Origin of the sequence: Auraticoccus cholistanensis (assembly GCF_009742705.1) — a bacterium.
GTDB lineage: Bacteria > Actinomycetota > Actinomycetes > Propionibacteriales > Propionibacteriaceae > Auraticoccus > Auraticoccus cholistanensis.
Window position 1 is genome coordinate 387,174 of the sequence record NZ_WPCU01000010.1, and the last position, 25,974, is coordinate 413,147.

Consider the following 25,974-nt stretch of genomic DNA (forward strand, 5'->3'; position numbering starts at 1 on the left):
CGAGGTCGGCGCCGTGCTGGCCGTGGTCGGCGACCCGGCGCAGGGCGCGGGTCTGGACCAGACCGCCGGCGGCGACCAGGGCAGCACCGACGGCGACGGCAGCTCGGTCAGCGAGATCGAGGACCAGGGCCCCGCCGGCGGCGAGGGCGGCCAGGAGCCGGTCCCGGCGCCCCAGGAGGCCCCGAAGCAGGAGGCGCCCGCCGAGCAGCCGAAGCAGCAGAAGACGCCGGCCGAGCAGCCGAAGCAGGAGGCTCCCAAGCAGGAGGCCCCGAAGCAGGAGCAGCCCAAGGCGGCTCCGCAGGCCGCTCCGCGTGCCACCGGCGGCGGCGACGCCGAGTCCTACGTGACCCCGCTGGTGCGCAAGCTGGCGGCCGAGCACGGGGTCGACCTGTCCTCGCTGAGCGGCACCGGCGTGGGCGGACGGATCCGCAAGCAGGACGTGCTGGCAGCCGCCGAGGAGGCCCGCAAGGCCGCCGAGGCACCCGCTGCCCCCGCACCCGCGGCGGCCGCGCCCGCCCCGGCCAGCGCCCCCAAGGCCCCGGCCGTGGAGGTCAGCGCCAAGCGCGGCACCACCGAGAAGATGACCCGGCTGCGCAAGACCATCGCCACCCGGATGGTCGAGTCGCTGCAGGTGTCGGCCCAGCTCACCGCCACCGTCGAGGTCGACCTGACCGTGATCTCGCGGCTGCGGGCCCGGTACAAGACCGAGTTCGCCCAGCGCGAGGGCGCCAGGCTGTCCTACCTGCCCTTCATCACCAAGGCGGTGGCCGAGACCCTCAAGGCGTTCCCGAACGTCAACGCCACCGTCGACTCCGAGGCGGGCACCATCACCTACCCGGCGGCGGAGAACATCGGCATCGCCGTCGACACCGAGAAGGGCCTGATCGTCCCGGTGATCAAGGGTGCGGGCGACCTCAACCTGGCCGGCATCGCGAAGAAGATCACCGAGCTGGCCGAGCGGACCCGGACCAACAAGCTGAGCCCGGACGACCTCACCGAGGGCACCTTCACCATCACCAACTACGGCTCGACCGGCACCCTGATGGACACGCCGATCATCAACCAGCCGCAGGTGGCGATCCTGGGCACCGGTGCGCTGGTCAAGCGCCCGGTGGTGCTCACCGACCCCACCATCGGGGAGACCATCGCGATCCGCGACATGATGTACCTGTCGATGACCTACGACCACCGCGTGGTCGACGGTGCGGACGCCGGCCGCTTCCTGAGCGCGGTCAAGGCACGGCTGGAGGCCGGCGACTTCGCCGCCGAGCTCTCCTGACCCCACGCCGACGCAGCACGGCCCCCGGGAGCCTCCCGGGGGCCGTGCTGCGTCTGGGGCGGTATCCGTGCGGGCGGTCCGGGCGGGCGTCCGGGCGGGCCGGCGGTAGGGTCGGAGCGTGATCGAGTTCCGCCTGGTCGGCCTCGCCGACACCCCGCCCACGCCGATCGAGTACACCGCCGCCTGGGAGCTGCAGCGCGAGCTGCACGCCGAGGTGGTCGCGGGACGGACGCCGGGCACCGTGCTGCTCCTCGAGCACCCGTCGGTGTACACGGCCGGCCGGCGCACGCAGCCGCACGAGCGTCCCGCCGACGGCATCCCCGTCATCGACGTCGACCGCGGCGGCAAGATCACCTGGCACGGGCCGGGGCAGCTCGTCGGCTACCCGATCGTGACGCTGCCCGAGTCGGTCAAGGTCGTCGACTACGTCCGCCGGGTCGAGGAGGCGTTGATCCGCACCCTGGCCGACCTGGGGCTCCGCACCGGTCGCGTCCGCGGCCGCTCCGGGGTCTGGCTGCCCGCCGACGGGGAGCGGATCGAGCGCAAGGTGGCCGCCATCGGCATCCGGGTGGCGCAGGGCACGACCATGCACGGGTTCGCCCTCAACGTCGACCCCGACCTCAGCTACTTCGACACCTTCGTGCCCTGCGGGATCACCGACGCCGGCGTCACCTCGCTGGCCGCCGAGCTCGGCCGCGAGGCCACCCCGACCCTGCTGCAGACCGTGGAGGTGCTGCGCCCCCACCTGGAGGAGCTGCTCTCCTTCGGCGACTACGTCCCCTCCCCCGACCTGGCCGACCAGCACCAGACCACGGATCAGGCCCGCATCAGCTACGGCCTCAGCACCGCCGCCGTCGGCTGACCGTTCCGCGGTGCGGCGCCGCCGGGCCGGACAGGTAGGCTGACCGGGTGACGATCGCTCCCGAAGGACGCAAGCTCCTCCGCCTCGAGGTCCGCAACTCCGCCGTCCCGATCGAGAAGAAGCCCGAGTGGATCAAGACCCGGGCCCGGATGGGTCCGGAGTACACCGAGCTGAAGAAGCTGGTCAAGGACGAGGAGCTGCACACCGTCTGCCAGGAGGCCGGCTGCCCCAACATCTTCGAGTGCTGGGAGGACCGCGAGGCCACCTTCCTCATCGGCGGCGACCAGTGCACCCGCCGGTGCGACTTCTGCCAGATCGACACCGGCAAGCCCGCCGACTTCGACGCCGGCGAGCCGCTGCGGGTGGCCGAGTCGGTGCAGAAGATGGGGCTGCGCTACGCCACCGTCACCGGCGTCTGCCGTGACGACCTGCCCGACGAGGGCGCCTGGCTGTACGCCGAGACCATCCGCAAGATCAAGGAGCTCAACCCCGGCACCGGGGTCGAGATGCTGGCACCGGACTTCACCGGCCACCGTCACCACCTGGAGTCGATCTTCGCCACCCGCCCGGAGGTCTTCGCCCACAACGTCGAGACGGTGCCGCGGATCTTCAAGCGGATCCGCCCCGGCTTCCGCTACGAGCGCTCCCTCGACGTGCTGCGCTGGTCCCGCGAGGCCGGCCTGGTCACCAAGTCGAACTTGATCCTGGGCATGGGCGAGACCCGCGAGGAGGTCTCGGAGGCGCTGCGCCAGCTGCACGACGCCGGCACCGAGATCATCACCATCACCCAGTACCTGCGTCCCAGCCCGCGCCACCACCCCATCGAGCGCTGGGTCACCCCGGCCGAGTTCGCCGAGATGGAGGACGAGGCGCGCCAGATCGGCTACGCCGGCGTGATGAGTGGACCGCTGGTCCGCTCCTCCTACCGGGCCGGCAGGCTGTACCGTCAGGCCGTCGCCGCCCGGGGTGCCGGGGACGGCGCCGCCAGCAGCGACGGACGGGAGTGACAGCCACCATGGCCAAGGACGCCGACAGGGTGCCCGCGAGCAAGAAGCCGAGCCGGGCCGAGGCGCGGGCGGCGAAGCAGGCCGAGAAGGCCCGCCGGCGGGCCAGCTCCGACCCGGCCGACATGGGTCGGATGCGACAGATCCGCGAGGCCTACCGGATCACCCACGAGCACGACCCCAAGCTGCCCTTCCTGCTGGCGGCCGCCTTCGGCATCCCCGCCACGCTGGGCACCGTCGGCGGCATCCTGCTCGACCAGTGGTTCGCGCTGCCGCTGCTCGGCCTGATGGTCGGGCTGCTGCTGGCCATGATCGTGCTGGTCCGCCGCACCAAGCGGGCCACCTTCATCCGCTACGCCGGTCAGGCCGGCTCGGCCGAGGTGGCGCTGTCCATGCTGCCCAAGAAGTGGATCTCCACCCCCGTGGTGACCGCCAACCGGCACTCCGACGTGGTGCACCGCACCCTCGGCCCCGCCGGCATCGTGCTGATCGGCGAGGGCGAGCCCGGCCGGCTCCGCCAGCTGCTGGCCAGCGAGCAGCGCAAGCACGAGAACGTCGCCTTCGGCGTCCCGGTGACCACCGTGGTGATGGGCGATCGACCCAACCAGGTCCCGCTGGACCAGCTGACCAAGCACATCCAGAAGCTGCCCAAGGCCATCGACGCCCACCAGATCACCGAGGTGCGCAACCGGCTGCGCGCCCTCGACGCCGTCCGGCCGAAGGTGCCGGTGCCCAAGGGCCCGCTGCCGACGTCCATGCGCGGAGCCCGCCAGGGCCTGCGCGGCCGCTGAGCCCACCCCGGCTGAGCCCGTACCCCACCAGGAGAGCCATGACAGAGAAGTCCCCTGCCCAGGAGCCGGCCGCCCCCACCGCCAACATCGGCGTCGTCGGTCTGGCGGTGATGGGATCCAACCTGGCCCGCAACCTCGCCAGCCGCGAGGGCAACGTGGTGGCGGTGACCAACCGCACCGACGCCAAGGTCGACCGCCTGATCGAGGACCACCCCGAGGCCGGCTTCGTGCCCTCGTACTCGATCGCGGACTTCGCCGCCTCCCTCACCACCCCCCGCACCGCGATCATCATGGTCAAGGCCGGGCGCGCCACCGACGCGGTGATCGACGAGCTGTGCGAGGTGTTCGAGCCCGGCGACATCATCGTCGACGGCGGCAACGCGCTGTTCACCGACACGATCCGCCGTGAGGCGGCCGTGCGGGCCAAGGGCATCAACTTCGTCGGCTGCGGCATCTCCGGCGGTGAGGAGGGGGCGCTCCGCGGCCCCTCGCTGATGCCCGGCGGCAGCGCCGAGGCCTGGCAGACCCTGGGCCCGATCCTGGAGAGCATCGCCGCGGTGGCCCAGGGTGAGCCCTGCGTCACCCACGTGGGCACCGACGGCGCCGGCCACTTCGTCAAGATGGTGCACAACGGCATCGAGTACGCCGACATGCAGCTGATCGCCGAGTCCTACGACCTGCTCCGCCGGGTGCTCGGCCAGACCCCCGAGCAGGCCGCGGAGACCTTCGCGGAGTGGAACCGCGGCGACCTCGAGTCCTACCTGATCGAGATCACCGCCGAGGTGCTGCGCCACGTGGACGCCGACACCGGGCAGCCGCTGGTCGACGTCGTCCTCGACGCCGCCGGGGCCAAGGGCACCGGCTCCTGGACGGTGCAGACCGCCCTCGACCTCGGGGTCCCGGTCTCCGGCATCGCCGAGGCGGTCTTCGCCCGCAGCCTCTCCTCCCAGGCCGACGTCCGCGCCGCCTCCCGCGACCTCCCCGGGCCCGCCTCCGCGCCCGCGGTCGACGACCCGGCCGGCTTCGTCGAGGACGTCCGCCTGGCGCTGTACGCCTCCAAGGTGCTCGCCTACGCCCAGGGCTTCGACGAGATCACCGCCGGCGCGAAGACCTACGGCTGGCAGATCGACCGCGGCGAGGTGGCCCGGATCTGGCGGGCCGGCTGCATCATCCGCGCCCGGTTCCTGGACCGCATCACCGAGGCCTACCGCGACCAGCCCGAGCTGGTCACGCTGCTGACCGCCCCGGTCTTCGTCGAGGTGCTCGAGGCCGCCCAGCAGGCGTGGCGCCGCGTGGTCTCGGTGGCCGTGGCCGCCGGGGTGCCGGTCCCCGGTTTCTCCGCGGCCCTGGCCCACTACGACGCGCTGCGCTCCGAGCGGCTCCCCGCGGCCCTGATCCAGGCCCAGCGGGACTTCTTCGGGGCCCACACCTACCGCCGGACCGACCGTGAGGGCACCTTCCACACCCTCTGGTCCGGCGACCGCTCCGAGATCGCCGCCGAGGCGTGAGGGCCCCGCACAGCGGGAGGGACTCCCGCTGAACCTCCTCAACGCCTCGGCGATCAGCAAGGGCTACGGCACCCGCACCCTGCTCGACCGCGTCAGCCTCGGCCTGGCCGCCGGGGACGTCATCGGCGTGGTCGGGCGCAACGGCGACGGCAAGTCGACCCTGCTCGACGTGCTGACCGGTCGCACCGAACCGGACTCCGGTCAGGTGACCCGCACCGGGACCGTCTCCATCGGGCACCTGCACCAGGCCGACGACTTCGCGCCGGAGGCCTCGGTGCGCGACGTCATCGTCGGCGGCCGCCCCGACCACGTCTGGGCCGCCGAGGCCTCCACCCGGGCCATCGTGCAGCAGCTGCTGGTCGGGGTGGAGCTCGACGCCCCGGTGTCGCGGCTCAGCGGTGGCGAGCGGCGCCGGACCGCGCTGGTGCAGCTGATGCTGGCCGGTCACGACCTGGTCGTGCTCGACGAGCCCACCAACCACCTCGACGTGGAGGCCGTGGCCTGGCTGTCGGAGCACCTGCGCGGGCTGGCGGCGGCCGGCACCGCGATGCTCGTCGTGTCCCACGACCGCTGGTTCCTCGACGCCATCTGCACCCGCATCTGGGAGGTGCACGACGGCACCGTCGACGCCTACGACGGCGGGTACGCCGCGTACGTGCTGGCCCGGGCCGAGCGCGCGCGGCAGGCCGCCAGCCGCGAGGAGCGCCGGCAGAACCTGCTGCGCAAGGAACTCGCCTGGCTGCGGCGCGGACCGCCCGCCCGCACCAGCAAGCCGAAGTTCCGCATCGACGCGGCCAACGAGCTGATCGCCGACGAGCCGCCGCCGCGCGACAAGCTGGAGCTGGAGCGGTTCGCGCTGAGCCGGCTCGGCAAGGACGTCATCGACCTGAAGTCGGTGCACCTGGAGCTGCCGCCCCGTCCGGGCGAGGACGGGCGCCGCGTGCTGCTCGACGACCTGACGTGGTCCATCGGCCCCGGTCAGCGGATCGGTCTGGTCGGGGTGAACGGCGCGGGCAAGTCGACCCTGCTGCGGCTGATGGCCGGTGAGCAGCAGCCCGACGCCGGCACGGTCAAGCGGGGCCGGACGGTGCAGCTCGCGCACCTGACCCAGGACGTCACCCCCACCGACCCCGAGGACCGGGTGCTGGACGCGGTGAACCGGATCCGCCGGCGGACGGTGACCGCCTCCGGGCGGGAGGTGTCGACCACGTCGCTGCTGGAGGACTTCGGGTTCACCGGCGACAAGCTGACCACGCGGCTCGGCGACCTCTCCGGGGGCGAGCGCCGGCGGCTGCAGCTGCTCAGCCTGCTGCTGGCCGAGCCGAACGTGCTGCTGCTGGACGAGCCCACCAACGACCTGGACATCGACACCTTGAACGTGGTGGAGGACCAGCTGGACTCCTGGCCCGGGACGCTGGTGGTCGTCTCCCACGACCGCTACTTCCTGGAGCGGGTGTGCGACGTCACCTACGCGCTGATGGGCGACGGGCGCTGCGTCATGCTGCCCGGCGGCGTGGAGCAGTACCTGGAGCACCGGCGTGCCACCGCCGCCGCGGGCGAGCGGCCCGCCGCCGCCACGGCCACCTCCTCGTCGGGGCCGTCGGCCGCGCAGCGGCGGCAGGCGTCGAAGGACCTGGCCCGGATCGAGAGCCAGCTCGCCCGCGCCCAGGCGGAGGTGGAGCGGCTGCACGCCCGGATGGGCGAGGCCGCCAGCGACTACCAGCGCCTGGCCGCCCTGACCGCCGAGCTGCAGCAGGTCGAGGCCCGCGTCGCCGAGCTCGAGGAGGCCTGGCTCGAGGCCGCGGAGGCGGTGGGCTGACACCGTCCCCGGGCGTCCCTACGCTCAGGACATGGTCAGCTTCGCCGACAAGCCGGTCCTCGACGTCACCGTCGAGGAGTGGGACCAGTACCTGGCCGGCGCCCCCGACCCGGGCGGCGTCCGCCTCAAGCTGCGCAAGAAGTCCTCCTCCGCCCCCGGCATCACCTGGCAGGAGGCCCTCGACGTGGCGCTGTGCCACGGCTGGATCGACGGCCAGATGGCCCGCCTCGACGACGACTACACGCTGCAGGCCTTCACCCCGCGCCGTCGCACCAGCCCGTGGTCGCAGGTGAACCGGGAGCACGTCGCGCGGCTGCTCGCCGAGGGCCGGATGCGTCCGGCCGGGATCGCCGAGGTGGAGCGGGCCAAGGCCGACGGGCGCTGGGACGCCGCCTACCGGGTCAAGGGCGCCACCGCTCCTCCCGACCTGCAGGCCGCCCTGGACGCCGACCCCGCGGCCGCGGCGTTCTTCGCCACCATGACGGCCTCGGAACGCTTCCGGGTCTACTCCCGGCTGGCCGCGATCAAGACGCCGGCCGTGCGCGCCGCCCGCGTCGCCGAGGTGGTCGAGAAGGCCGCCCGCGGCGAGCACCACTACCGCTGACCGCCGCCCCCGGCGGCTCAGCGGCGGTTGACCACCAGGGTGCCGAGCATCAGGTCGTGCAGTCCGCGGCGGTCGCCGTCGACGACCATCGCGGGAATGGCCAGGCACACCAGGGCCGCCCGCGGCACGGCGCGGAGGAACCCGAGCGGGCGCCGGTCGAGGCGGGCGATGCCGATCCGGCAGACCAGCTGGCCGAAGGAGCCGCCGGCCAGCGCCGAGAGCACGGCCGACTCCAGGAAGAACAGCGTCAGCGGCATGAACTTCTGCCAGGTGTCGCCGGTGAGCACGACGGGGCCGAAGAGGCCGACGCTGATCAGCATGCAGGCCGCCCAGTCCAGCAGGATGGCCGCGATCCGGGCCCGCCAGCTGGCCATCGAGCCGCGACCCTCCGCAGGCACCCCGAGGCGGGCCCCGGGATGGGCCGGGAAGGGGTCCGGACCCCGGTCGGTCGTCGCGCTCGCCACCGCCCCAGCCTACCCGTGGACGCGGCGGGCGGGCCCGCGCCGACCTGGCAGGGTAGGGACCTGCCCGAGCGAGGTCGCCGTAACGCAGCCGAAACATCCACGCAACCGGCCCGGAACGGCGTCTTCCTAGGGTGAGCCCGAAGTCATCCACACCACGACTCGTACGTGAGCGAAGGGGAAGCTATGTTCTCAGGAGCCGACGACCTGTTGGCCTACATCAAGGAGGAGGGTGTCGAGGTCGTCGACATCCGCTTCTGCGACCTGCCCGGCATCATGCAGCACTTCACGGTCCCGGCCTCCTCCTTCGGGCCCGAGGTGTTCGAGGAGGGACTGGCCTTCGACGGCTCCTCGATCCGTGGCTTCCAGAAGATCCACGAGTCCGACATGGCGCTCCTGCCCGACCCGGCCACCGCCTACCTGGACCCGTTCCGCAAGGCCAAGACGCTGTGCGTGAACTTCTTCGTGCACGACCCGCTGACCAAGGAGCCCTACAGCCGCGACCCGCGCAACATCGCGCGCAAGGCCGAGGCGTACCTGGCCAGCACCGGCATCGGTGACACCGCCTTCTTCGCCCCCGAGGCCGAGTTCTACGTCTTCGACGACGTGCGCTTCGAGACGAAGCAGAACACCGGCTACTACGCCATCGACTCCGTGGCGGGTGCCTGGAACACCGGCCGCGTCGAGGACGGCGGCAACCGCGGCTACAAGGTCCGCTACAAGGGCGGCTACTTCCCCGTCCCGCCGGTCGACCACTTCGCCGACCTGCGTGACGACATGGTCCGCAACCTCGAGAACTCCGGCCTGAGCGTCGAGCGCGCCCACCACGAGGTCGGCACCGCCGGTCAGGCCGAGATCAACTACCGCTTCAACACGCTGCTGCAGGCCGGCGACGACGTGCAGAAGTTCAAGTACGTCATCAAGAACACCGCCTGGGAGGCCGGCAAGACGGCCACCTTCATGCCGAAGCCGATCTTCGGCGACAACGGCTCCGGCATGCACGTGCACTCCTCCATCTGGAACGAGGGCCAGCCGCTGTTCTACGACGAGGCCGGCTACGGCGGTCTGTCCGACACCGCCCGCTGGTACATCGGCGGCATCCTCAAGCACGCCCCCTCGCTGCTCGCCTTCACCAACCCGAGCGTGAACTCCTACCACCGCCTGGTGCCCGGGTTCGAGGCGCCGGTGAACCTGGTCTACAGCTCGCGCAACCGCTCGGCCTGCATCCGGATCCCGATCACCGGCACCAACCCGAAGGCCAAGCGGGTCGAGTTCCGCTGCCCCGACCCGTCGTCGAACCCCTACCTGGCGTTCTCGGCGATCCTGCTCGCCGGTCTGGACGGCATCCAGAACAAGATCGAGCCGCCGGCCCCGGTCGACAAGGACCTCTACGAGCTGCCCCCGGAGGAGCACGCCAACGTGCCGACCGTCCCGGCCGACCTGAGCGCGGTGCTGGACAGCCTGGAGGCCGACCACGAGTTCCTGCTGGCCGGCGGTGTGTTCACCGACGACCTGATCTCGACCTGGATCGAGATGAAGCGGGCCGAGATCGACGCCGTCCGGCTGCGTCCGACCCCGCACGAGTTCGAGCTGTACTTCGACTGCTGAGCCGAGCGCAAGCAGCCTCACGGGCCGCCGTCACCCCCGGTGACGGCGGCCCGTGCGCGTCCGGGGTGGAGGCGCGGCTGCAGCCGGGCTCCGACCGCCCGACCCGGGGGGACGGTCGCTGGCGCGCGGGTTACCATGGAGCCACAACTGCTCGGGGGAGCCTGACCCGCGCACCGCTGGTGCGCACCGACACGACTCGAGGAGCACCCCCATGAGCACTCGTCGCATCGCCCGCGCGCTGGCCGCCGTCGCGCTCGCCATGACCGTCGGCCTGGTCGCCCCCACCACCGGCGCCGAGGCCGTCACCGCCCAGGAGTACGCGGTGGACGTCCGCAACCAGACCAACAAGGAGCGCACCTCCCGCGGTCTGTCGTCGCTGAGCTACTACTCCTGCCTGAAGACCTACTCCGAGCGCCAGGCCAAGGCGATGGCCAAGGCGAAGAGGATCTACCACCAGCAGCTCGGCCCGATCCTGACCGCCTGCAAGCTCTCGCGCGTCGGTGAGAACGTGGCCATGGGCTACCCCTCCGGCTACCGGACGGTCAAGGGCTGGATGGGCTCCCCCGGCCACCGCGCCAACATCCTGAACTCCCAGTTCAAGGTGATGGCGGTCTCCGCCGCCAAGGGCTCCGACGGACGCTGGTACGTCGCGCAGGTGCTCGGCACCCGCCGCTGAGCCTCAGGCCCCGCCCCAGAACACGCGGTCGACCACGCTGCGGGCGCGCCGGGTGACGCGCCCGTAGTGCTCCAGCAGGTGCGAGCCGCCGTGGTGGCCGAGCAGCTCGGCCACCGCGGCCAGGTCGACCGGGTCGGTGGGGAAGGAGTCCGAGGCCTTGCCGCGGACCAGCATCACCGTGTTGCGGACCCGGCTGGCCAGCAGCCACGCCTCCTCCAGCGCCTCGGCGTCCTCCTCGGCCAGCAGCCCCTCGGCCCGCGCCGCCCGGAGCGCGGTCAGCGTCTGGGTGGTGCGCAACCCCGGCACCTGGTGGGCGTGGTCGAGCTGGAGCAGCTGCACGGTCCACTCGATGTCGCTCAGCCCGCCCGGGCCCAGCTTGGTGTGCCTGGCCGGGTCGGCCCCGCGCGGCAGCCGCTCGGACTCCATCCGCGCCTTCAGCCGCCGGATCTCGCGGCGCTGCTGCTCGCTCAGCCCACCCTCGGGCCACCGCAGCGGCTCCACCGTGTCCAGCAGGGCCCGGGCCAGCGCGACGTCGCCGGCGCCCACGGTCGCCCGCACCAGCGCCTGGGCCTCCCAGGTGGAGGACCAGCGCTGGTAGTAGGTGCGGTAGGAGGCGAGGCTGCGCACCATCGGGCCGTCCTTGCCCTCCGGCCGCAGCCCGGCGTCGATGGGCAGCGCCGGGTCCGGGCCCGGGCGGGCCATCAGCGCCCGCAGCCGGGTGATGGCCGAGCTGGCCGCCGACCGCTGCTGCTCCTCGAGGTCGTCGCCCACCACGAACATGGCGTCGGCGTCGGAGGCGTAGGACATCTCCTGCCCGCCCCAGCGCCCCATCGAGATCAGCGCCAGGGGGACGTCCGAGGTGCCGGTGTCGCGCCGCACCACGTCCAGGGCGGCCTCGATGGTCGCGGTGCTGATGTCGGTCAGCGCCTGCCCCACCTGCTCGACGTCCAGCAGCCCGAGGACGTCGGCGGCGGCCACCCGGAACAGCTCGCGGCGGCGCACCGAGCGGATCGCCGCCACCGCCTTCTCGGGGTCGCCGTGGCGCCGGCCCGAGGCCCGGGTCGCCTCGCACAGCTGGCCGTGGGTGCGCGGCACCAGGTCCTCGGTCTTGGCCAGCAGCTGCACCGACTCCGGTGAGCGGCGCAGCAGGTCGACCGCGTAGCGCGAGGTGGCCAGGATGCGGGCCAGCCGCTGCGCCATCGCCCCCTCGTCGCGCAGCGCCCGCAGGTACCACGAGGTCGAGCCCAGCGCCGTGGACACCTGGTTGAAGGCCAGCAGCCCGTGGTCGGGGTTGGGCGCCTCGGCGAACCAGCCGAGCATGGCCGGCAGCAGCTGGCGCTGGATCCCGGCCGCCCGGGTCATCCCCTGGGTCAGCACCTCGATGTTGTGCAGGGCCTGGTCCGGGTCCAGGAAGCCGAGGGCGCGCAGCCAGTCCCGGGCGGCGGCGGTGGTGAGCCGCAGCCGGTCGGAGGGGATCCGCGCCACCGCCTCCAGCAGCGGGGAGTAGAACAGCCGCCGGTGCAGGGTCCGCACCTGCCGGGAGGTGGTGAGCCAGGCCTCCTCCACGGCCTCCCGGCTGCGCAGCCCCACCGAGCGGGCCAGCCGCCGCAGCTGCTCCGGCTCCGTGGGCAGCAGGTGGGTGCGGCGCAGCCGGAACAGCTGCACCCGGTGCTCGAGCAGGCGCTCGAACCGGTAGGCCTCGGCCAGCTCCGCACCGTCCGAGCGGCCCACGTAGCCGCCCTCGACCAGCGCCTGCAGCGCGTCCAGGGTGGCCGGTGCGCGCAGGCTCTCGTCGGTGCGGCCGTGCACCAGCTGCAGCAGCTGGACCGAGAACTCGACGTCGCGGAGCCCGCCCTCCCCCAGCTTCAGCTCCCGGCCGGCCTCCCGGGCGGGGATCAGGTCGATCACCCGCCGGCGCATGGCCTGGGTGTCGGCCACGAAACCGGGGGTGTCCCCCACGCTCCACACCCCGGGGGCGACCAGCTCGACGAGCTCCCGGCCCAGCTCGAGGTCGCCGGCGGCCGGGCGGGCCTTGAGCAGGGCCTGGAACTCCCACGGCTTGGCCCACCGCTCGTAGTAGCCGCGCATGCTGGCCAGCGTCCGCACCAGCGGACCGGCCTTGCCCTCCGGACGCAGCGCGGCGTCCACCTCCCAGATGGTGCCGGCCGCGGTGTGCGCCGAGCAGGCGCGGGTCATGGCCGCGGCCAGCCGGGTGCCCACGGCCAGCGCCCGGTCCGTGCCCGTCACCGGTTCGCCGTGCTCGTCCAGAGCCGGCTCGCAGACGAAGACGACGTCGACGTCGCTGACGTAGTTCAGCTCCCGCGCCCCGCACTTGCCCATCGCCACCACCGCCAGCCGGACGTCGTCGGCGCCGGGGACCGTCCGACGGGCCAGCTGCAGGGCCGCGGCCAGGGTGGCGTCGGCCAGGTCGGTCAGCGTCCGCGCCACCTGCGGCAGCAGCGCCCCGGGGTCCTCGGCGGTGACGTCCACGGTCGCCACCTGCAGCAGCAGCCGGCGGTAGGCCACCCGCAGCGCGTCGGTCGCGGCCGCCTCCGTCCCGGTGGCCACCGCCGAGGCCAGGGCCTGCAGCATCTCCTCGCGGGCGGGCAGCCGGGCCGGCTGCGCCAGCTCCTCCACCAGCTCGGGGTGGCGGTCCAGGTGCTGCGCCAGCGCCTCGCTGCAGGCCAGCACCGCCAGCAGCTGGCGGCGCAGCACCGGCTCGTCGAGCAGCCGCTGCAGCAGCCCGGGCACGTGCTGGCGCAGGTGGCGCACCCCGGCCAGGGCCAGGTCCGGGTCGGCGGTGGCGGCCACGGCGTCCAGCACCGGGGCCGCCTCCTCGGGCCAGTCCGCCAGCGCCGCCCGGGCCCCCTCGAGGTCGGTCAGCCCCCGTCGCAGCAGGGCCGTCACGCCGGTATCCAGCCACGTCATGGGTCCGATCGTAGGGGCGGGCGTCCTCTAGGGTCGGAGCGTGCCACCCAGCCGCCGACCCCAGCGCGTCCCGACCGACCTCAACCTGCTCGCCGACCTGCTGCAGGACTGGGCGGACTGGCTGCCCGGCGCCGACCACCGCGCGGAGGTGCTGCCCGGCTGGGACGTCGCCACCCTCGCCGCGCACCTGGTGGTGGTCGGCGAGGGGGTGGTGGACGGCCTGGGCCGCCCCGGACGCCCGCCCGCGCTGCCCGCCCTGACCTACGTCTCCGGCTACGCCGCCGCGGCCGCCGAGATCGACGAGCTGGCCCGGCGCCGGGCGGCCGAGATCGGCACGGAGCTGGCCGGTGCCCTGACGGCCGCCGCCGAGCGGGTCCGACAGGCCGCCGACGGGCCCCACCCGGCCGTGGTGGCCGGACCCCGCGGCCCGCTCGCCGTCGCCGACTGGGTGGCCACCCGGCTGCTCGACGCCGTCGTCCACACCGACGACCTGCACCGGGCGGTGCCGTCGGCCGAGCCGCCGCCGGTCCCCCGCCCGGCCCTGGCGCAGGCGGTGCGCTCGCTGCTGGGCTGGCTGGCCGCCGAGCACCCCGGCCAGACCCTGGAGGTGCGGGTCCCGCCGCACGGGGCGGTGCAGTGCGGGGTGGAGGGCAGCACCCTGGCCCACACCCGCGGCACCCCGCCGAACGTGGTCGAGACCGACCCGGTGACCTTCCTGCGGCTGTGCACCGGACGGCTCGGCTGGCAGGACGCCCGCGCCGCCGGGCGGGTCAGCGCCAGCGGCCACCGCGCCGACCTGTCGGGCTGGCTGCCGCTGCTCAGCTGAGGTCGCCGCCGGCGTCGCGGCCGGGCAGCAGCCGTCCCCACCAGCCGGAGCGGTGCCGGCGGAACGGCCGGGCCTGGGTGGAGGCCGTCCACCAGCGGTCGAACTCGCGGGCACCCACCGGGGAGGGGCCCAGGCCGAGGTCGGCGTCGGCGCGCAGCGGGTGCGGCCAGTTCGGCGCCGGGGTGCGGTGGCCGTTCGGCTCGAACTCCAGGGTCCGGGTCACCACCCCGTCGGAGCGCTCGGCCAGCACGGGGTCGCCGTCGGCGGTCTCGCCCTGCACCACCGACAGCCGGCCCGGGTGCCAGCCCTCGTCCACCCGGGCGGCGAACAGCAGCGTGTGCGCGGCGACCACCAGCCGCAGCCGGGCGCCGTCGGCCTGGTGGCAGCGGTAGTCGTCGGAGAAGTCGTCGAGCGCCCCGAGCGTGAGCTCGAGCACCGTCCGGTTCGGCACCGACCAGACCAGCCCGTCGGCCTGCCCGCGGGTGAAGCTCAGCGGCCAGAGCAGCGGGTCGGCCACCGGGACCTCAGAGCACGGGCAGCATGGTGGAGAGCTCCCACGGGGTCACCTGCGCCCGGTAGGCCTCGAACTCCTGGCGCTTGTTGCGCAGGAAGTAGTCGAAGACGTGCTCGCCCAGCGTCTCGGCCACCAGCTCCGAGCCCTCCATGGCCCGGATGGCCTCGTCGAGGTTGCGCGGCAGCGGGGCGATCCCCAGCGCGCGGCGCTCGCGCTCGGTCAGCGACCAGACGTCGTCGGCGGACTCCTCGGGCAGCTCCATCCCCTTGGCGATGCCGTCCAGGCCGGCGCTCAGGATGACGGCGTAGGCCAGGTAGGGGTTGGCGGCGGAGTCGATCGAGCGGATCTCCACCCGCGCCGAGGAGCTCTTGCTCGGCTTGTACATCGGCACCCGGACGAGCGCGGAGCGGTTGTTGCGGCCCCAGCAGACGTAGCTGGGCGCCTCGCCGCCGCCGGCGAGGCGCTTGTAGGAGTTGACCCACTGGTTGGTCACCGCGGAGATCTCGGGGCCGTGGTGCAGCACGCCGGCGATGAACTGCCGGGCGGTGGCCGAGAGGTGGTACTCGTCGGAGGCGTCGTAGAAGGCGTTGGTGTCGCCCTCGAACAGCGACACGTGGGTGTGCATCCCCGAGCCGGCCTGGCCGGTCAGCGGCTTGGGCATGAAGGAGGCCCGCATCCCCTCCGACATGGCGACCTCCTTCACCACCACCCGGAAGGTCATGATGTTGTCGGCCATGGTGAGCGCGTCGGCGTAGCGCAGGTCGATCTCCTGCTGGCCGGGGGCGTGCTCGTGGTGGGAGAACTCCACCGAGATGCCCATCTGCTCCAGCATCGTGATGGCCTTGCGGCGGAAGTCGCTGCTGGCGCCGTGGGGGGTGTGGTCGAAGTAGCCCGAGGAGTCGATCGGGGTGGGCGGCTGGCCGGGCACGAGGGAGTCCTGGAAGAGGAAGAACTCGACCTCGGGGTGGGTGTAGAACGTGAAGCCCTGGTCGGCCGCGCGGTCGAGGGCCCGCTTGAGCACGAAGCGGGGGTCGGCGTAGCTGGGCGAGCCGTCGGGCAGGCGGATGTCGCAGAACATCCGCCCGGTCCCCTGCACCTGGTCGCGCCAGGGCAGCAGCTGGAAGGTGGAGGGGTCGGGGTGGGCGACCATGTCGGACTCCTGGATCCGCGCGAACCCCTCGATGGCGGAGCCGTCGAAGCCGATCCCCTCCGAGAACGCCCCCTCGAGCTCGGCCGGCGCGATCGCCACCGACTTCAGGAACCCGAGCACGTCGGTGAACCACAAGCGGACGAAACGTACGTCGCGTTCCTCGATGGTGCGCAACACGAACTCCATCTGCTTGTCCATGGCCGACAGTGTGCCTGACTAGTCTGAGCGCGTGCCACATCTCCGCATCGCCCTGGTCCAGATGAACAGCACCGTCGGAGCCATCGAGGCGAACGCCTCGGCAGCCCTCGACTGGTGCCGCCGAGCAGCCGACGCCGGGGCGGAGCTGGTGCTGCTGCCGGAGATGGCGCTGACCGGCTACCCGGTCGAGGACCTGGCGCTGCGTCGCAGCTTCGTGGCCGCCAGCGTGGACGCCGTCTCCCGGCTGGCGGAGCGGCTGGAGCAGGAGGGTCTGGGCGAGCTGTTGGTGGTGGTCGGCCACGTCGACCGGGCCGCGGACCACCGTCCGGAGAACTCCGCCTCGGTGCTGCACGGCGGCCGGGTGGTGACCCGCTACTCCAAGCACCACCTGCCCAACTACGGCGTCTTCGACGAGTACCGCTACTTCCGTCCGGGTACCGAGCTGCAGGTCGTCCGGGTCCGCGGCGTGGACGTGGCGGTGGCCATCTGCGAGGACCTGTGGCAGGACGGCGGCCCGGTGCAGGCCGCCGCCGAGGCGGGCGTCGGCCTGCTGGCGGTGATCAACGCCTCCCCCTACGAGGCCGCCAAGGACGACGTCCGGCTCGAGCTGGTCCGCCGGCGCGCCGCCGAGGCCGGCTGCCCGCTGGCCTACGTCAACCTGGTCGGCGGCCAGGACGAGCTGGTCTTCGACGGCGACACCATGGTGGTGGACGGGGCCGGCGAGGTGGTGGCCCGCGGTCCGCAGTTCGTCGAGAGCCTGGTCGTGGCCGACCTGGAGCTGGCGGCGGGGACCGCGACCGAGACCCGCGCCGAGACCGGCGTGAGCGGCATGAGCATCAGCCGCACCCTCGACCTGGGGCCGGTGTCGGCCGTCCGCGAGGAGCCGCTGCCGCCGGTGGAGACGCCCGTCCACGACCGGCTGGACCACCTGGCCGAGATCCACGCCGCGCTCGTCCTGGGGCTGCGGGACTACTGCAGCAAGAACGGCATCAAGAAGGTGTTCCTGGGCCTCTCCGGCGGGATCGACTCGACCCTGGTGGCGAGCCTGGCCTGCGACGCGCTCGGGCCCGAGAACGTGCACGGCATCTCCAACCCCAGCGTGTGGTCCAGCGAGCACTCCCGCACCGACGCCGCCGAGCTGGCCCGGCGGACGGGGCTGAACTTCTCCACCGTCGAGATCGCCCCGATGGTGGAGGCCTTCGAGTCGCGGCTGGAGCTCGACGGGATCGCCGCGGAGAACCTGCAGGCCCGCATCCGGGCCGTGATCTGGATGGCGCAGTCCAACCAGCACGGTCCCTCCATCGTGCTGGCCTGCGGCAACAAGACCGAGCTGGCCGTCGGCTACTCCACGATCTACGGCGACGCGGTCGGCGGGTTCGCCCCCATCAAGGACGTCCCCAAGACGCAGGTGTGGGAGCTGGCGCGGTGGCGCAACGCCGAGGCCGAGCGCCGCGGCGAGGTGCCCCCGATCCCGGAGGGCACCATCACCAAGGAGCCCAGCGCCGAGCTGCGGCCCGGGCAGCGCGACACCGACTCGCTGCCGCCCTACGAGGTGCTGGACCGGGTGCTGGAGGCCTACGTGGGCACCGACACCGGCATGGAGGAGATGGTGCGCGCCGGGTTCGACGCCGACCTTGTGCAGCGGGTGGTGCAGCTGGTCGACCGGGCCGAGTACAAGCGGCGGCAGTACCCGCCGGGCACCAAGATCAGCTTCAAGGCCTTCGGCCGTGACCGCCGGCTGCCGATCACCAACGGCTGGCGCGAGACCGAGCCCGGACGGGGCGCCTCCTCGGTCAGCGACGTCACCGAGGCATGAGCTCCGCCGGCTGGTACCCCGACCCGTCCGGCCGGCCCGGCTACCGGTGGTGGGACGGCCGCAGCTGGACCGCGCAGACCACCAGCGCCCCCGGCGGGCCCCCGGCGGGCGGCGGAGGCCCTGCCGGCGGCCGCCGCGGCGGTCGCGGCTGGCTGCTGGCCGCGGTGGCCGTCCTGGTGGTGCTGGGGCTGGTCGGTGCGTTCGCGCTCCGGCTGGCGGGGTCGGGCCGTGACCGGGCGGACCCGGGGCCGCGGCCCACCGCGTCCTCCACCGCCTCCTACTGGGACGAGACCAGCAGCCCGACCCCCACACCGACGCCGACCCCCACGCCCCGCAGCCCCACGCCCTCGGCCAGCGGCGGCACGCCCAGCGAGGGTGGGCTGGTCAGCTGCCCGTTCGGCGACCCCTACGTCCGCCAGGACCACCCCGCCGACGGCCGGGTGCACGGCGGCGGTCTCTCCTACCAGCCCGTCCCCGGCTGGGACGACTACGCCGGCAGCGGCTACACCTGGGCCTACGACGTGACCGGGCAGTACGACTCCGTCACCCCCGGCTGGATCGCCTCCACGGTGGTGGGCGCGCTCAGCGTCGCCGACGGCTTCGAGGAGCCGGAGCAGTCGGCGCTGGACATGATGGAGTGCCTGGCCAGCTCGGACTACTACGCCACCTTCACCGGCCGCGAGGACGTCCGCAGCGAGCCGATCACCATCGACGGCCACCGCGGCTGGTGGCTGCGCGCGGAGATCACCGTGGACGAGCGCGAGGTCGAGGGCGACGTGGCCGACGTGGTGGTGGTCGACAACGGCGACGGGGAGTCGCTGTCCTTCTTCTCCTCCTGCGCCCCGATCGGCGACGCCGGGCGGATCGCGCTGATCGACGCCGCCCGGGAGTCGCTGCGGGTCGGCTGACCGCCGCCACCCCTTCGCCGGCCGCCCGGGGCGAGCAGGCACCAGCACGACGGCGTCACGGCGCGGGCGACGTCCCCGGCCGGACGTCGCGGCGGCTGGGACGGTTCAGCGCTCGTCGTTCCAGCGCGGGTCGCTGTCCCACTGCTCGTTGCGCTGGGCCACCTTCTCCAGCGCGTGGCTGGCCTCCTCGCGGCTGGGGTACGGGCCGAGCCGGTTGATCCCCTTGCAGCCCTCGCGCTCCTCGACCGTCTTGTGGTCCAGGCACCAGTAGTACTCCGCGGCCATCTCAGCTCCTCCTCGTGCTCCGCCGACGCGGCGCCGGCGACGTCCTGCGCACCGGGGCGCCCGAGGGGGCGGAACTATCATCGGATCCGTGCCAGCCATCGTGCCCTACCCGGTGTCCCCCGTGCGCAGCGTCCCCCGCAGCATCCCCCGCCCCGACTACGTCGGGCGGCCGGAGCCACGGCCCTACACCGGCAGCCACGTGCAGAGCGCGGAGACCATCGAGAAGATGCGGGTGGCCGGCCGGCTCGCGGCGCGGGCCATGCGCGCCGCCGCGGAGGCCATCGCCCCCGGCGTCACCACCGACGAGATCGACCGCGTCGGGCACGAGTACCTGCTCGACCACGGCGCCTACCCCTCCACCCTCGGCTACCGCGGCTTCCCCAAGTCGCTGTGCACCTCGGTCAACGAGGTCATCTGCCACGGCATCCCCGACTCGCGCCCGCTCGAGGACGGCGACCTGGTCAAGATCGACCTGACGGCCTACGTCGACGGCGTGCACGGCGACAACTGCGCCACCTACTTCTGCGGCGAGGTCGACGAGGAGTCCCGGCTGCTCACCGAGCGCACCGAGGAGGCGATGAACCGGGCGATCAGGGCCGTCCGGCCGGGGCGGCAGGTCAACGTCATCGGGCGGGTGATCGAGTCCTACGCCAAGCGGTTCGGCTACGGCGTGGTGCGCGACTACACCGGCCACGGGGTGCACACCGCCTTCCACTCCGGGCTGGTGATCCCGCACTACGACGAGCCCCGCTACGACACGGTGATCCAGCCCGGGATGACCTTCACCATCGAACCGATGATCACCCTGGGCACCCACGAGTGGACCATGTGGGACGACGACTGGACGGTGCTGACCACCGACGGCAGCCGGTGCGCCCAGTTCGAGCACACCGTCGTGGTGACCGAGACCGGCGCCGAGGTGCTGACCACCCCCTGAGCCCGGGCTCAGGCCCGCCGCAGCCGGGACGCGGGCACCCACTCCACCCGCAGCGACTGGGTGTCCTCCACCCAGGACACCAGCGCGGACCAGCCGGTCTCGTCGCGGCGCCACTGCACCACCACCCCCGGCCACTCAGCCCCCACGTGCTGCACCCAGCAGTGCCGCACCCGAGGGGCCGGTCCGGCGGGCGCGGGAGGGCGGGGCGGGGCCGGGTGCGGCGGAGGTGACGCCGGCCCGGCCGGCGCCTCGCCGCCGACCCGCCGGCGGTCCTGCAGGGCGATCCCCGCACCCCGTCCGTACCCGCCGCGAGCCATGGCAGCAGCGTGCCAGCCCGGTGTGACAACGCCGCCTCCCCTGCGCCCCACCCTCGGGTCGGGTCCGCAGCCGCCCCCTCCGGCTCACTTCACAGCCGTCCCGTCGGCCTCACAGCCGCTGCACCGGCTGTGGAGCGCACCGACCGGCTGTGAGGCGCCGTCCGTGCGGCCGTGGGGAGCGGGGTGCAGACGGGGCCCGGAGGGGTGGGCCCGGCGCGGATGGAAGGGACGAGCCGACCTGTAAGCCGGATTCTGTGACCCCGGAGGGCCGGTGATCATCCATCTGCGACCGCTGTTGCCAGCGGCCTGGTGCGGCCTACCCGGGAGCTCGGGCGAGCAACCCTCGAACACTCCCGCGACCGTGGGTGCACGGTCTTCTTGGCCTTGCTCCAGGTGGGGTTTACCGAGCCACCCCAGTCACCTGGGGTGCTGGTGGTCTCTTACACCACCGTTTCACCCTGACCTCTCACGAGGAGAGGCGGTCTGCTTTCTGTGGCACTGTCCCGCGGGTCGCCCCGGGTGGGTGTTACCCACCACCTCGCTCTGCGGAGTCCGGACTTTCCTCGACGTCGTGGCGGCTCGGGGCCGTCACGACGCCGCGATCACCCGGTCGGCTCGTCCGGGGCCATGGTAGCGGCTGCGTCTCAGGACGCCCACTGCAGCACCTGCTGCACCGCGCCGGTGGCCACCAGGAAACGCAGGAACCGACCGCCCAGCCCCGTGGCCAGGAACAGCACCCGACCCACCGCCAGCCGCCCGGCCACGATCGACATCACCAGGAAGGGCGGGATCCCCACGCTGGCCGAGCTGATCAGCACCAGCACCGACCACCGCCGGTGCGTGGCCACCCACAGCGCCCAGCGGTCGAGCCGGGTGCTGATCGAGGGCCGTTCGAGCCGTCGCTGCAGCCAGGCCCAGCGGGTGGTGGAGCGGCCGGCCTCGTACCAGGCGTACTTGCCGGCGACCTGCCCCACGGACGCGACGAGGGCGAGCACCAGCGGCTCGAGCTGGCCCGAGGCCGCCACCAGCACCACGTAGGCCTCGATGTTGAGCACGGGCACGAAGGCGGACACGAAGGCCACCGCGAGCACCGTCAGCGCTGCCCACACCCCGCACACGTCCTCCCTGCCGTGGACCTCTCAGGCCACGACGAACCGGATCCGGCCCTCCACCGGGTCCGCCAGCTCCAGCCGGGCGGTGACCTCGGCGCCGAGCTGCAGCGCGCTGCCGCTCACCTCCCCCTCCACCGCCGGCTCGGGCACCACCAGCCGGCCACGGGTGGCCGCGGCGTCCGCCTCGGGGTCGTCCACGTCGACCACCACACCGCGGAAGTCCTCCCCCATCCGTGGGGCGAGGACCAGCGCCTCGACCAGGTCGACCACCCGGCGCTCGTACTGCCCGGCGCGCCGGCCCGAGGCGGCCATCGTCGCCGGCAGCCCCGCCAGGGCCTGCCGCACCCACCCGGGCACCGGACGGTCGGCGCAGACGGCCAGGCAGATCTCGAGCACGTAGCGGTCCACCAGACGGCGCAGCGGCGCGGTGGTGTGGGCGTAGCGGCAGGCCAGCGCCGCGTGCTCGACCACCTCCGGCACGCTGCCGTCGAAGGCGGCGTAGCCGGCGCCGCGGAACAGCGTCGTGCAGGCGCGCAGCATGGCGGCGTGGGCGGGGACGCCGGGGTCGAGGGTGCGGACGAACTGCGGGTAGTCCAGCCCTGGCGGCCAGTCGATGCCGAGGGCGCGGCTGGTCTCGCGCAGCCGGCGCAGCGAGCGCTCGTCGGCCGGCGGCAGCGTCCGCAGCACCCCGACCTCGGCCGAGATCATCAGCTCGGCGGCGGCCATCCCGGTCAGCAGCGACACCTGCGCGTTCCAGCCCTCCACCGGCAGCGGCGAGCGGTAGGCGAGCTCCCAGCGGCCGTCCCCGGCGACGTGCACCTCCTGCTCCGGGATCGGCAGGCTCACCCCGCCGCGGCTGCGCTCGGCCTGCTCGCGCAGCAGACCGACGGTGCGCAGACCCTGCAGGCTCGGCGAGGCGGTGCCGTCGTCCAGCCGCGCCTGCGCCTGCTCGTAGGACAGCTGCTCCCGGCTGCGGACCCGGCCGCGACGGCAGCTGGTGGCGGTCAGCCGGCCGTCGGCGTCGAGGTCGAGCTGCCACACCACGGCGGGACGGAGCTGTCCGGGCAGCAGGCTGGCCGCGCCCTCGCTCAGTGCGGGCGGGTGCAGCCCGATGCGGCGGTGCGGGGCGTACAGCGTCTGACCGCGCCGGTGCGCCTCGGCGTCCACCGCCCCGCCCGGCTGGACGAAGGAGGCCACGTCGGCGATCGCGTAGTGCACCCGCCAGCCCGCGCGTCGGGTCTCGACCAGCAGGGCCTGGTCCAGGTCGCGGGAGCCGGGCGGGTCGATGGTGACCAGCTCGAGGTGGGTCAGGTCCAGCTCGGGCAGCACCACCTGGGCGGCGGAGCGCTCGGCCTCGGCCAGCACGTCGGGGGCGAACTCGTCGACGATCTGCAGCTCGGCCTCGCAGGCCGCGATCCCCTGCGCCAGCGGGGCCGGCACGGCCGGGGTCTGCAGCCGGACCGGGCGGGCGGGCACGGCCGCCTCAGAGTCCGGAGCGGGCGGTCCGCACCAGGATCCGGCCGCACTCCCCGCAGCGCAGCACCTCGTCGGCGGGGGCCGCGGCGAAGCGGCGCAGGTCGGCGGCGTCGACGTCGATCCGGCAGCCCGAGCAGCGGCCCTGCTCCAGCGCCGCGGCACCGCTGCCCTGGCTGGTCCGCACCCGGTCGTAGAGCGTCAGCAGGTCCTTGCCGATGCCGGGCGCCAGCCGCTTGCGCTCGGCCACCAGCTCGCGTCCCTCGGCGTCGATGTCGGCGATCTTGGCGTCCCGGGCGGCCCGGTAGGTGGCGAGCTTCGCCTCCAGCGCCTCCGCCTGCCGGCCGAGCTCGGCGCGACGCTCCTGGGCCTCCTCCAGCTGCTCCATCACCTCGAGCTCGGCGTCCTCCAGGACGGCGATCCGGGTGCCGAGGTGCTCGACCTCCTCGACCATCGCGGCCAGCGCCTTGGGGTCGGGGACCTGGCCGGCGTCGATGCGCTGCTGGTTGCGGGCGCGGCGCTCGCGGACCGGCTCCAAGTCTGCCTCGGCCCGCCGCTGGGCGGTGGTCAGGTCCGACACGCGGGTGTCGGCGGCGACGATCTCGTCGGCCAGCTGCTCCTGCTCGCGCTCCAGCGCGGCGATGTCGGCCAGCTCGGGCAGGGTGCGCTTGCGGTGCAGCAGCTGGGCGATGTGGGTGTCGACGGCCTGCAGGTCGAGCAGGCGGAGCTGTTCGTTCGGTGCGGCTTTGATGGTGCCTCCTCCAAGCCCTGCGGACGGCGTGACCGGGCTGCTCCGGTCGCGTCACTCTACCGTCATCGCGACCACCCCGGCCGCCGGCAGCCGGCTTCGCCCCACGGTCCTCGCGCCGTCCGGGCTGCGGTCACCGGGTGCCGCGGCACTAGGGTGGCCGACGATGAACACACCCGCCAGCACCGACCGCATCCGCTGGGGCCTGGTGCTGCTGCTGGGCTCGATGACCGCCCTCGGGCCGCTCACCATCGACACCTACCTGCCGGCGCTGCCCGCGATGTCGGCCGACCTGCGCGCCACCGACGCCCAGATCCAGCTGACGCTGACCACCATGCTGCTCGGGCTCGGGCTGGGCCAGCTGGTCAACGGCCCGCTGTCGGACACCGTCGGGCGTCGGCTGCCGATCATCATCGGCTTCAGCGGCCACATCGTCGCCTCGGTGCTGATCGCGCTCTCCACCAGCGTGGAGGCCGTGGTCGCGCTGCGGCTGCTGCAGGGCTTCTTCGGCTCGGCGGTCATGGTGGTGGCGATGGCGGTGGTCCGCGACCTGTTCGAGGGCATGCGGGTGGTGCAGATGCTGAGCCGGCTGTCGCTGGTGATGGGGCTCGCCCCGATCCTGGCCCCCAGCCTCGGCGGGGCGCTGCTCGCCGTGACCAGCTGGCAGGGCATCTTCGTCTTCCTGGCCGTGGCCGCCGTGCTGGCCCTGGCCGCCGCGGTCGTCCGGCTGCCCGAGACCCTGCCGCCGGAGCGGCGGCTGTCCGCCGGGCTGGGGTCCACCCTCGGCGCCTACCGCAGCGTGCTCTCCGACGGCGCCTACCGCGTCATGGTGGTGGTGGCCGCCGCGAGCTCGATCACCATGTTCAGCTACATCTCCGGCTCCTCCTTCATCTTCCAGGAGGGCTTCGGGCTGACACCCCAGCAGTACGCCCTGGTGTTCGGCCTGAACGGGCTGCTGCTCATCACCGGCACCCAGGTCACCCCGTTCCTGGTCCGCCGGATGGGTGCGGAGCGGGTGCTGCTGGGTGCCCTGGTGGTCAGCACGGTGGCCGCCGCGGCGACGGCGGCGCTGGCCCGCACCGACGCCGGGCTGCTCGGGGCGATGGTGCCGCTGGCCGTGGTGATGGCCATGCTCGGGCTCTGCATGCCCACCACGACGACGCTGGCGCTGGAGAACCACGGCCGCACGGCGGGGACGGCCACGGCGATGCTCGGCGCCGGCCGGTTCGCCGTCGCCGGGATCGCCGCCCCGCTCGTCGGACTGCTGTCCGACGGCACCGCGGCGGGTCTGGGCGTGGTGATGCTGGGGGCCAACCTGGTCGCGGTGGGCCTGATGGTGCCGGTGGTGCGGGCACGGCCCCGCCCGGCCACCGCCTGAGCGACGTCCCCGCCCGGCCGACGCCTGGGCGACGTCCCCCGCGGTCAGCCCGACCTTGCGGCCGGCCGGGCTGTCAGCGCCGCCAGCCGGTGAGCACCAGCCGCCAGCTGAAGTCGCGTCGCGGCGGCGCCGGCTGCTCGACCGAGCCGACGGCCGGGGCCAGCAGCCGGCGTCCGTCCTCCTCACCGGTGCGCAGCCCGAGCAGCGGCAGGTCGGAGCGCTCCTCGGTGGTCCAGTGCAGGCCGAGGGCGTCGTCGCCGTCGAGCACCCAGGCGTGCGCCCACCCCGAGCCCGCCACCAGCCGGCCGTCCTCGCCGTGGACCGTCTCGGCCGAGCCCGAGGTCACCAGCCCCAGCTGCACCTCGTGGCGCCACGGCTCCAGCGCCGAGACCCGGTAGCCCACCCGGACGGCTCCGGAGAGCGGGTGCACGGTGCGGGTCAGGGTGCCGTCGTCGGTCACCACCCGCCAGCCGGCCGAGCCCGTCGGCTGCCCGAGCCGGTCCATCCGCTCCGCGGCCGGCTGCCAGCCGCGCTCGGAGGCCTGGCCGTGCCCCTCTCCCGCCCCGGCGAACACCTCCCGCCCGGGACGCCCGGCGTCCACCCAGGTGCGGGAGCCGGCCCGCAGGCCGGTCCACAGCCCGCGGGCGTCGGGGTCCACGGTGAGCTCGAGGTCGGTCCGCTGCCAGCTGCCGCCGACCGGGGGCCCGCTGACCGGACCGGAGGAGGAGGACGTCATGGGCACCACCGTAGCCAGCGCCCGCGCCCCCACCGC

General features: G+C 73.8%; 23 protein-coding genes, 1 other RNA gene and 1 pseudogene. 14 read left to right on the forward strand and 11 right to left on the reverse strand.

What is annotated here, in order from left to right; translation table 11 throughout:
• The 7 genes and pseudogenes from sucB to GC722_RS15380 all read left to right on the forward strand — a co-directional run.
• A pseudogene (sucB, locus tag GC722_RS15350) lies at positions 1-1,279 on the forward strand (2-oxoglutarate dehydrogenase, E2 component, dihydrolipoamide succinyltransferase); the annotation flags it as partial.
• A gap of 118 nt (positions 1,280-1,397) precedes the next feature.
• Complete coding sequence (gene lipB, locus GC722_RS15355; RefSeq protein ID WP_331714928.1) at positions 1,398-2,141, forward strand: lipoyl(octanoyl) transferase LipB; 744 nt, start codon at positions 1,398-1,400, stop codon at positions 2,139-2,141.
• A gap of 47 nt (positions 2,142-2,188) precedes the next feature.
• On the forward strand, positions 2,189-3,148 hold the full coding sequence (lipA, locus tag GC722_RS15360) for a lipoyl synthase (RefSeq protein WP_331714929.1): 960 nt from the start codon (positions 2,189-2,191) through the stop codon (positions 3,146-3,148).
• Positions 3,149-3,177: 29 nt separating this feature from the next.
• The gene (locus GC722_RS15365; protein ID WP_408609325.1) at positions 3,178-3,936 is read left to right on the forward strand and encodes a DUF4191 domain-containing protein; all 759 of its coding nucleotides are present in this window, start codon (positions 3,178-3,180) and stop codon (positions 3,934-3,936) included.
• A 38-nt stretch (positions 3,937-3,974) separates the two neighbouring features.
• Entirely contained in the window at positions 3,975-5,444 is a 1,470-nt protein-coding gene (gndA, locus tag GC722_RS15370) for an NADP-dependent phosphogluconate dehydrogenase (protein WP_156611570.1), read from the forward strand.
• Positions 5,445-5,472: 28 nt separating this feature from the next.
• Positions 5,473-7,263, forward strand: coding sequence for an ABC-F family ATP-binding cassette domain-containing protein (locus tag GC722_RS15375; RefSeq protein ID WP_156612103.1), 1,791 nt, complete (start codon positions 5,473-5,475; stop codon positions 7,261-7,263).
• 31 nt (positions 7,264-7,294) lie between these two features.
• Entirely contained in the window at positions 7,295-7,867 is a 573-nt protein-coding gene (locus GC722_RS15380) for a YdeI/OmpD-associated family protein (RefSeq protein ID WP_156611571.1), read from the forward strand.
• A 17-nt stretch (positions 7,868-7,884) separates the two neighbouring features.
• Here GC722_RS15380 and GC722_RS15385 read toward each other — a convergent pair whose 3' ends face one another.
• Positions 7,885-8,241 (reverse strand): RDD family protein, encoded by a 357-nt coding sequence (locus GC722_RS15385; RefSeq protein ID WP_156612104.1) that lies wholly within the window; start codon positions 8,239-8,241, stop codon positions 7,885-7,887.
• A 273-nt stretch (positions 8,242-8,514) separates the two neighbouring features.
• Between GC722_RS15385 and glnA the strand changes: the two genes are divergently transcribed.
• Both glnA and GC722_RS15395 read left to right on the forward strand, forming a co-directional pair.
• Positions 8,515-9,936 (forward strand): type I glutamate--ammonia ligase, encoded by a 1,422-nt coding sequence (gene glnA / locus GC722_RS15390; protein WP_156611574.1) that lies wholly within the window; start codon positions 8,515-8,517, stop codon positions 9,934-9,936.
• A 211-nt stretch (positions 9,937-10,147) separates the two neighbouring features.
• Positions 10,148-10,612, forward strand: a complete 465-nt coding sequence (locus GC722_RS15395) for a CAP domain-containing protein (protein WP_156611576.1) — start codon at positions 10,148-10,150, stop codon at positions 10,610-10,612.
• Between the two features lie 3 nt (positions 10,613-10,615).
• On the opposite strand, the gene GC722_RS15400 is transcribed toward GC722_RS15395, so the two are convergent.
• Complete coding sequence (locus GC722_RS15400; protein WP_156611578.1) at positions 10,616-13,540, reverse strand: bifunctional [glutamine synthetase] adenylyltransferase/[glutamine synthetase]-adenylyl-L-tyrosine phosphorylase; 2,925 nt, start codon at positions 13,538-13,540, stop codon at positions 10,616-10,618.
• Between the two features lie 40 nt (positions 13,541-13,580).
• On the opposite strand from GC722_RS15400, the gene GC722_RS15405 reads away from it, so the two are divergent.
• A complete protein-coding gene (locus GC722_RS15405) occupies positions 13,581-14,366 on the forward strand; it encodes a sterol carrier family protein (RefSeq protein ID WP_156611580.1) in 786 nt (261 codons plus the stop codon).
• Here GC722_RS15405 and GC722_RS15410 read toward each other — a convergent pair.
• Both GC722_RS15410 and GC722_RS15415 read right to left on the reverse strand, forming a co-directional pair.
• The gene (locus GC722_RS15410) at positions 14,359-14,883 is read right to left on the reverse strand and encodes a hypothetical protein (RefSeq protein WP_156611581.1); all 525 of its coding nucleotides are present in this window, start codon (positions 14,881-14,883) and stop codon (positions 14,359-14,361) included. The genes GC722_RS15405 and GC722_RS15410 overlap by 8 nt on opposite strands.
• A gap of 7 nt (positions 14,884-14,890) precedes the next feature.
• Positions 14,891-16,228 carry a glutamine synthetase family protein gene (locus GC722_RS15415; protein ID WP_156611583.1) on the reverse strand — a complete coding sequence of 446 codons (1,338 nt, stop codon included), beginning with the start codon at positions 16,226-16,228 and terminating at the stop codon, positions 14,891-14,893.
• 31 nt (positions 16,229-16,259) lie between these two features.
• Here GC722_RS15415 and GC722_RS15420 point away from each other — a divergent pair, with 31 nt between their 5' ends.
• Together GC722_RS15420 and GC722_RS15425 are read left to right on the forward strand one after the other, a co-directional pair.
• The gene (locus GC722_RS15420) at positions 16,260-18,044 is read left to right on the forward strand and encodes an NAD+ synthase (protein ID WP_331714931.1); all 1,785 of its coding nucleotides are present in this window, start codon (positions 16,260-16,262) and stop codon (positions 18,042-18,044) included.
• Positions 18,041-18,952 (forward strand): DUF2510 domain-containing protein, encoded by a 912-nt coding sequence (locus tag GC722_RS15425; RefSeq protein WP_156611585.1) that lies wholly within the window; start codon positions 18,041-18,043, stop codon positions 18,950-18,952. Before GC722_RS15420 ends, GC722_RS15425 begins: the two co-directional genes overlap by 4 nt.
• A gap of 105 nt (positions 18,953-19,057) precedes the next feature.
• Here the strand turns inward: GC722_RS15425 and GC722_RS15430 are convergent, their stop codons facing one another.
• A complete protein-coding gene (locus tag GC722_RS15430; protein WP_156611587.1) occupies positions 19,058-19,237 on the reverse strand; it encodes a hypothetical protein in 180 nt (59 codons plus the stop codon).
• A gap of 88 nt (positions 19,238-19,325) precedes the next feature.
• Between GC722_RS15430 and map the strand changes: the two genes are divergently transcribed.
• Positions 19,326-20,174: a type I methionyl aminopeptidase gene (map, locus tag GC722_RS15435; protein WP_331714932.1), complete on the forward strand. Its 849-nt coding sequence runs from the start codon at positions 19,326-19,328 to the stop codon at positions 20,172-20,174.
• Between the two features lie 8 nt (positions 20,175-20,182).
• On the opposite strand, the gene GC722_RS15440 is transcribed toward map, so the two are convergent.
• The 5 genes from GC722_RS15440 to GC722_RS15460 form a co-directional block, all read right to left on the reverse strand.
• Entirely contained in the window at positions 20,183-20,320 is a 138-nt protein-coding gene (locus GC722_RS15440) for a hypothetical protein (protein WP_156611589.1), read from the reverse strand.
• A gap of 396 nt (positions 20,321-20,716) precedes the next feature.
• An RNA gene (gene rnpB, locus GC722_RS15445) (RNase P RNA component class A) lies at positions 20,717-21,109 on the reverse strand.
• 26 nt (positions 21,110-21,135) lie between these two features.
• Entirely contained in the window at positions 21,136-21,600 is a 465-nt protein-coding gene (locus tag GC722_RS15450; RefSeq protein ID WP_156611591.1) for a YqaA family protein, read from the reverse strand.
• Between the two features lie 30 nt (positions 21,601-21,630).
• A complete protein-coding gene (locus GC722_RS15455; RefSeq protein ID WP_331714933.1) occupies positions 21,631-23,079 on the reverse strand; it encodes an RNB domain-containing ribonuclease in 1,449 nt (482 codons plus the stop codon).
• Positions 23,080-23,086: 7 nt separating this feature from the next.
• A complete protein-coding gene (locus GC722_RS15460; RefSeq protein ID WP_456298120.1) occupies positions 23,087-23,827 on the reverse strand; it encodes a zinc ribbon domain-containing protein in 741 nt (246 codons plus the stop codon).
• A 163-nt stretch (positions 23,828-23,990) separates the two neighbouring features.
• Here GC722_RS15460 and GC722_RS15465 point away from each other — a divergent pair, with 163 nt between their 5' ends.
• A complete protein-coding gene (locus tag GC722_RS15465) occupies positions 23,991-25,202 on the forward strand; it encodes a multidrug effflux MFS transporter (protein ID WP_197430196.1) in 1,212 nt (403 codons plus the stop codon).
• 73 nt (positions 25,203-25,275) lie between these two features.
• Here the strand turns inward: GC722_RS15465 and GC722_RS15470 are convergent, their stop codons facing one another.
• On the reverse strand, positions 25,276-25,938 hold the full coding sequence (locus GC722_RS15470; RefSeq protein WP_156611597.1) for a hypothetical protein: 663 nt from the start codon (positions 25,936-25,938) through the stop codon (positions 25,276-25,278).
• Positions 25,939-25,974: the final 36 nt, after the last annotated feature.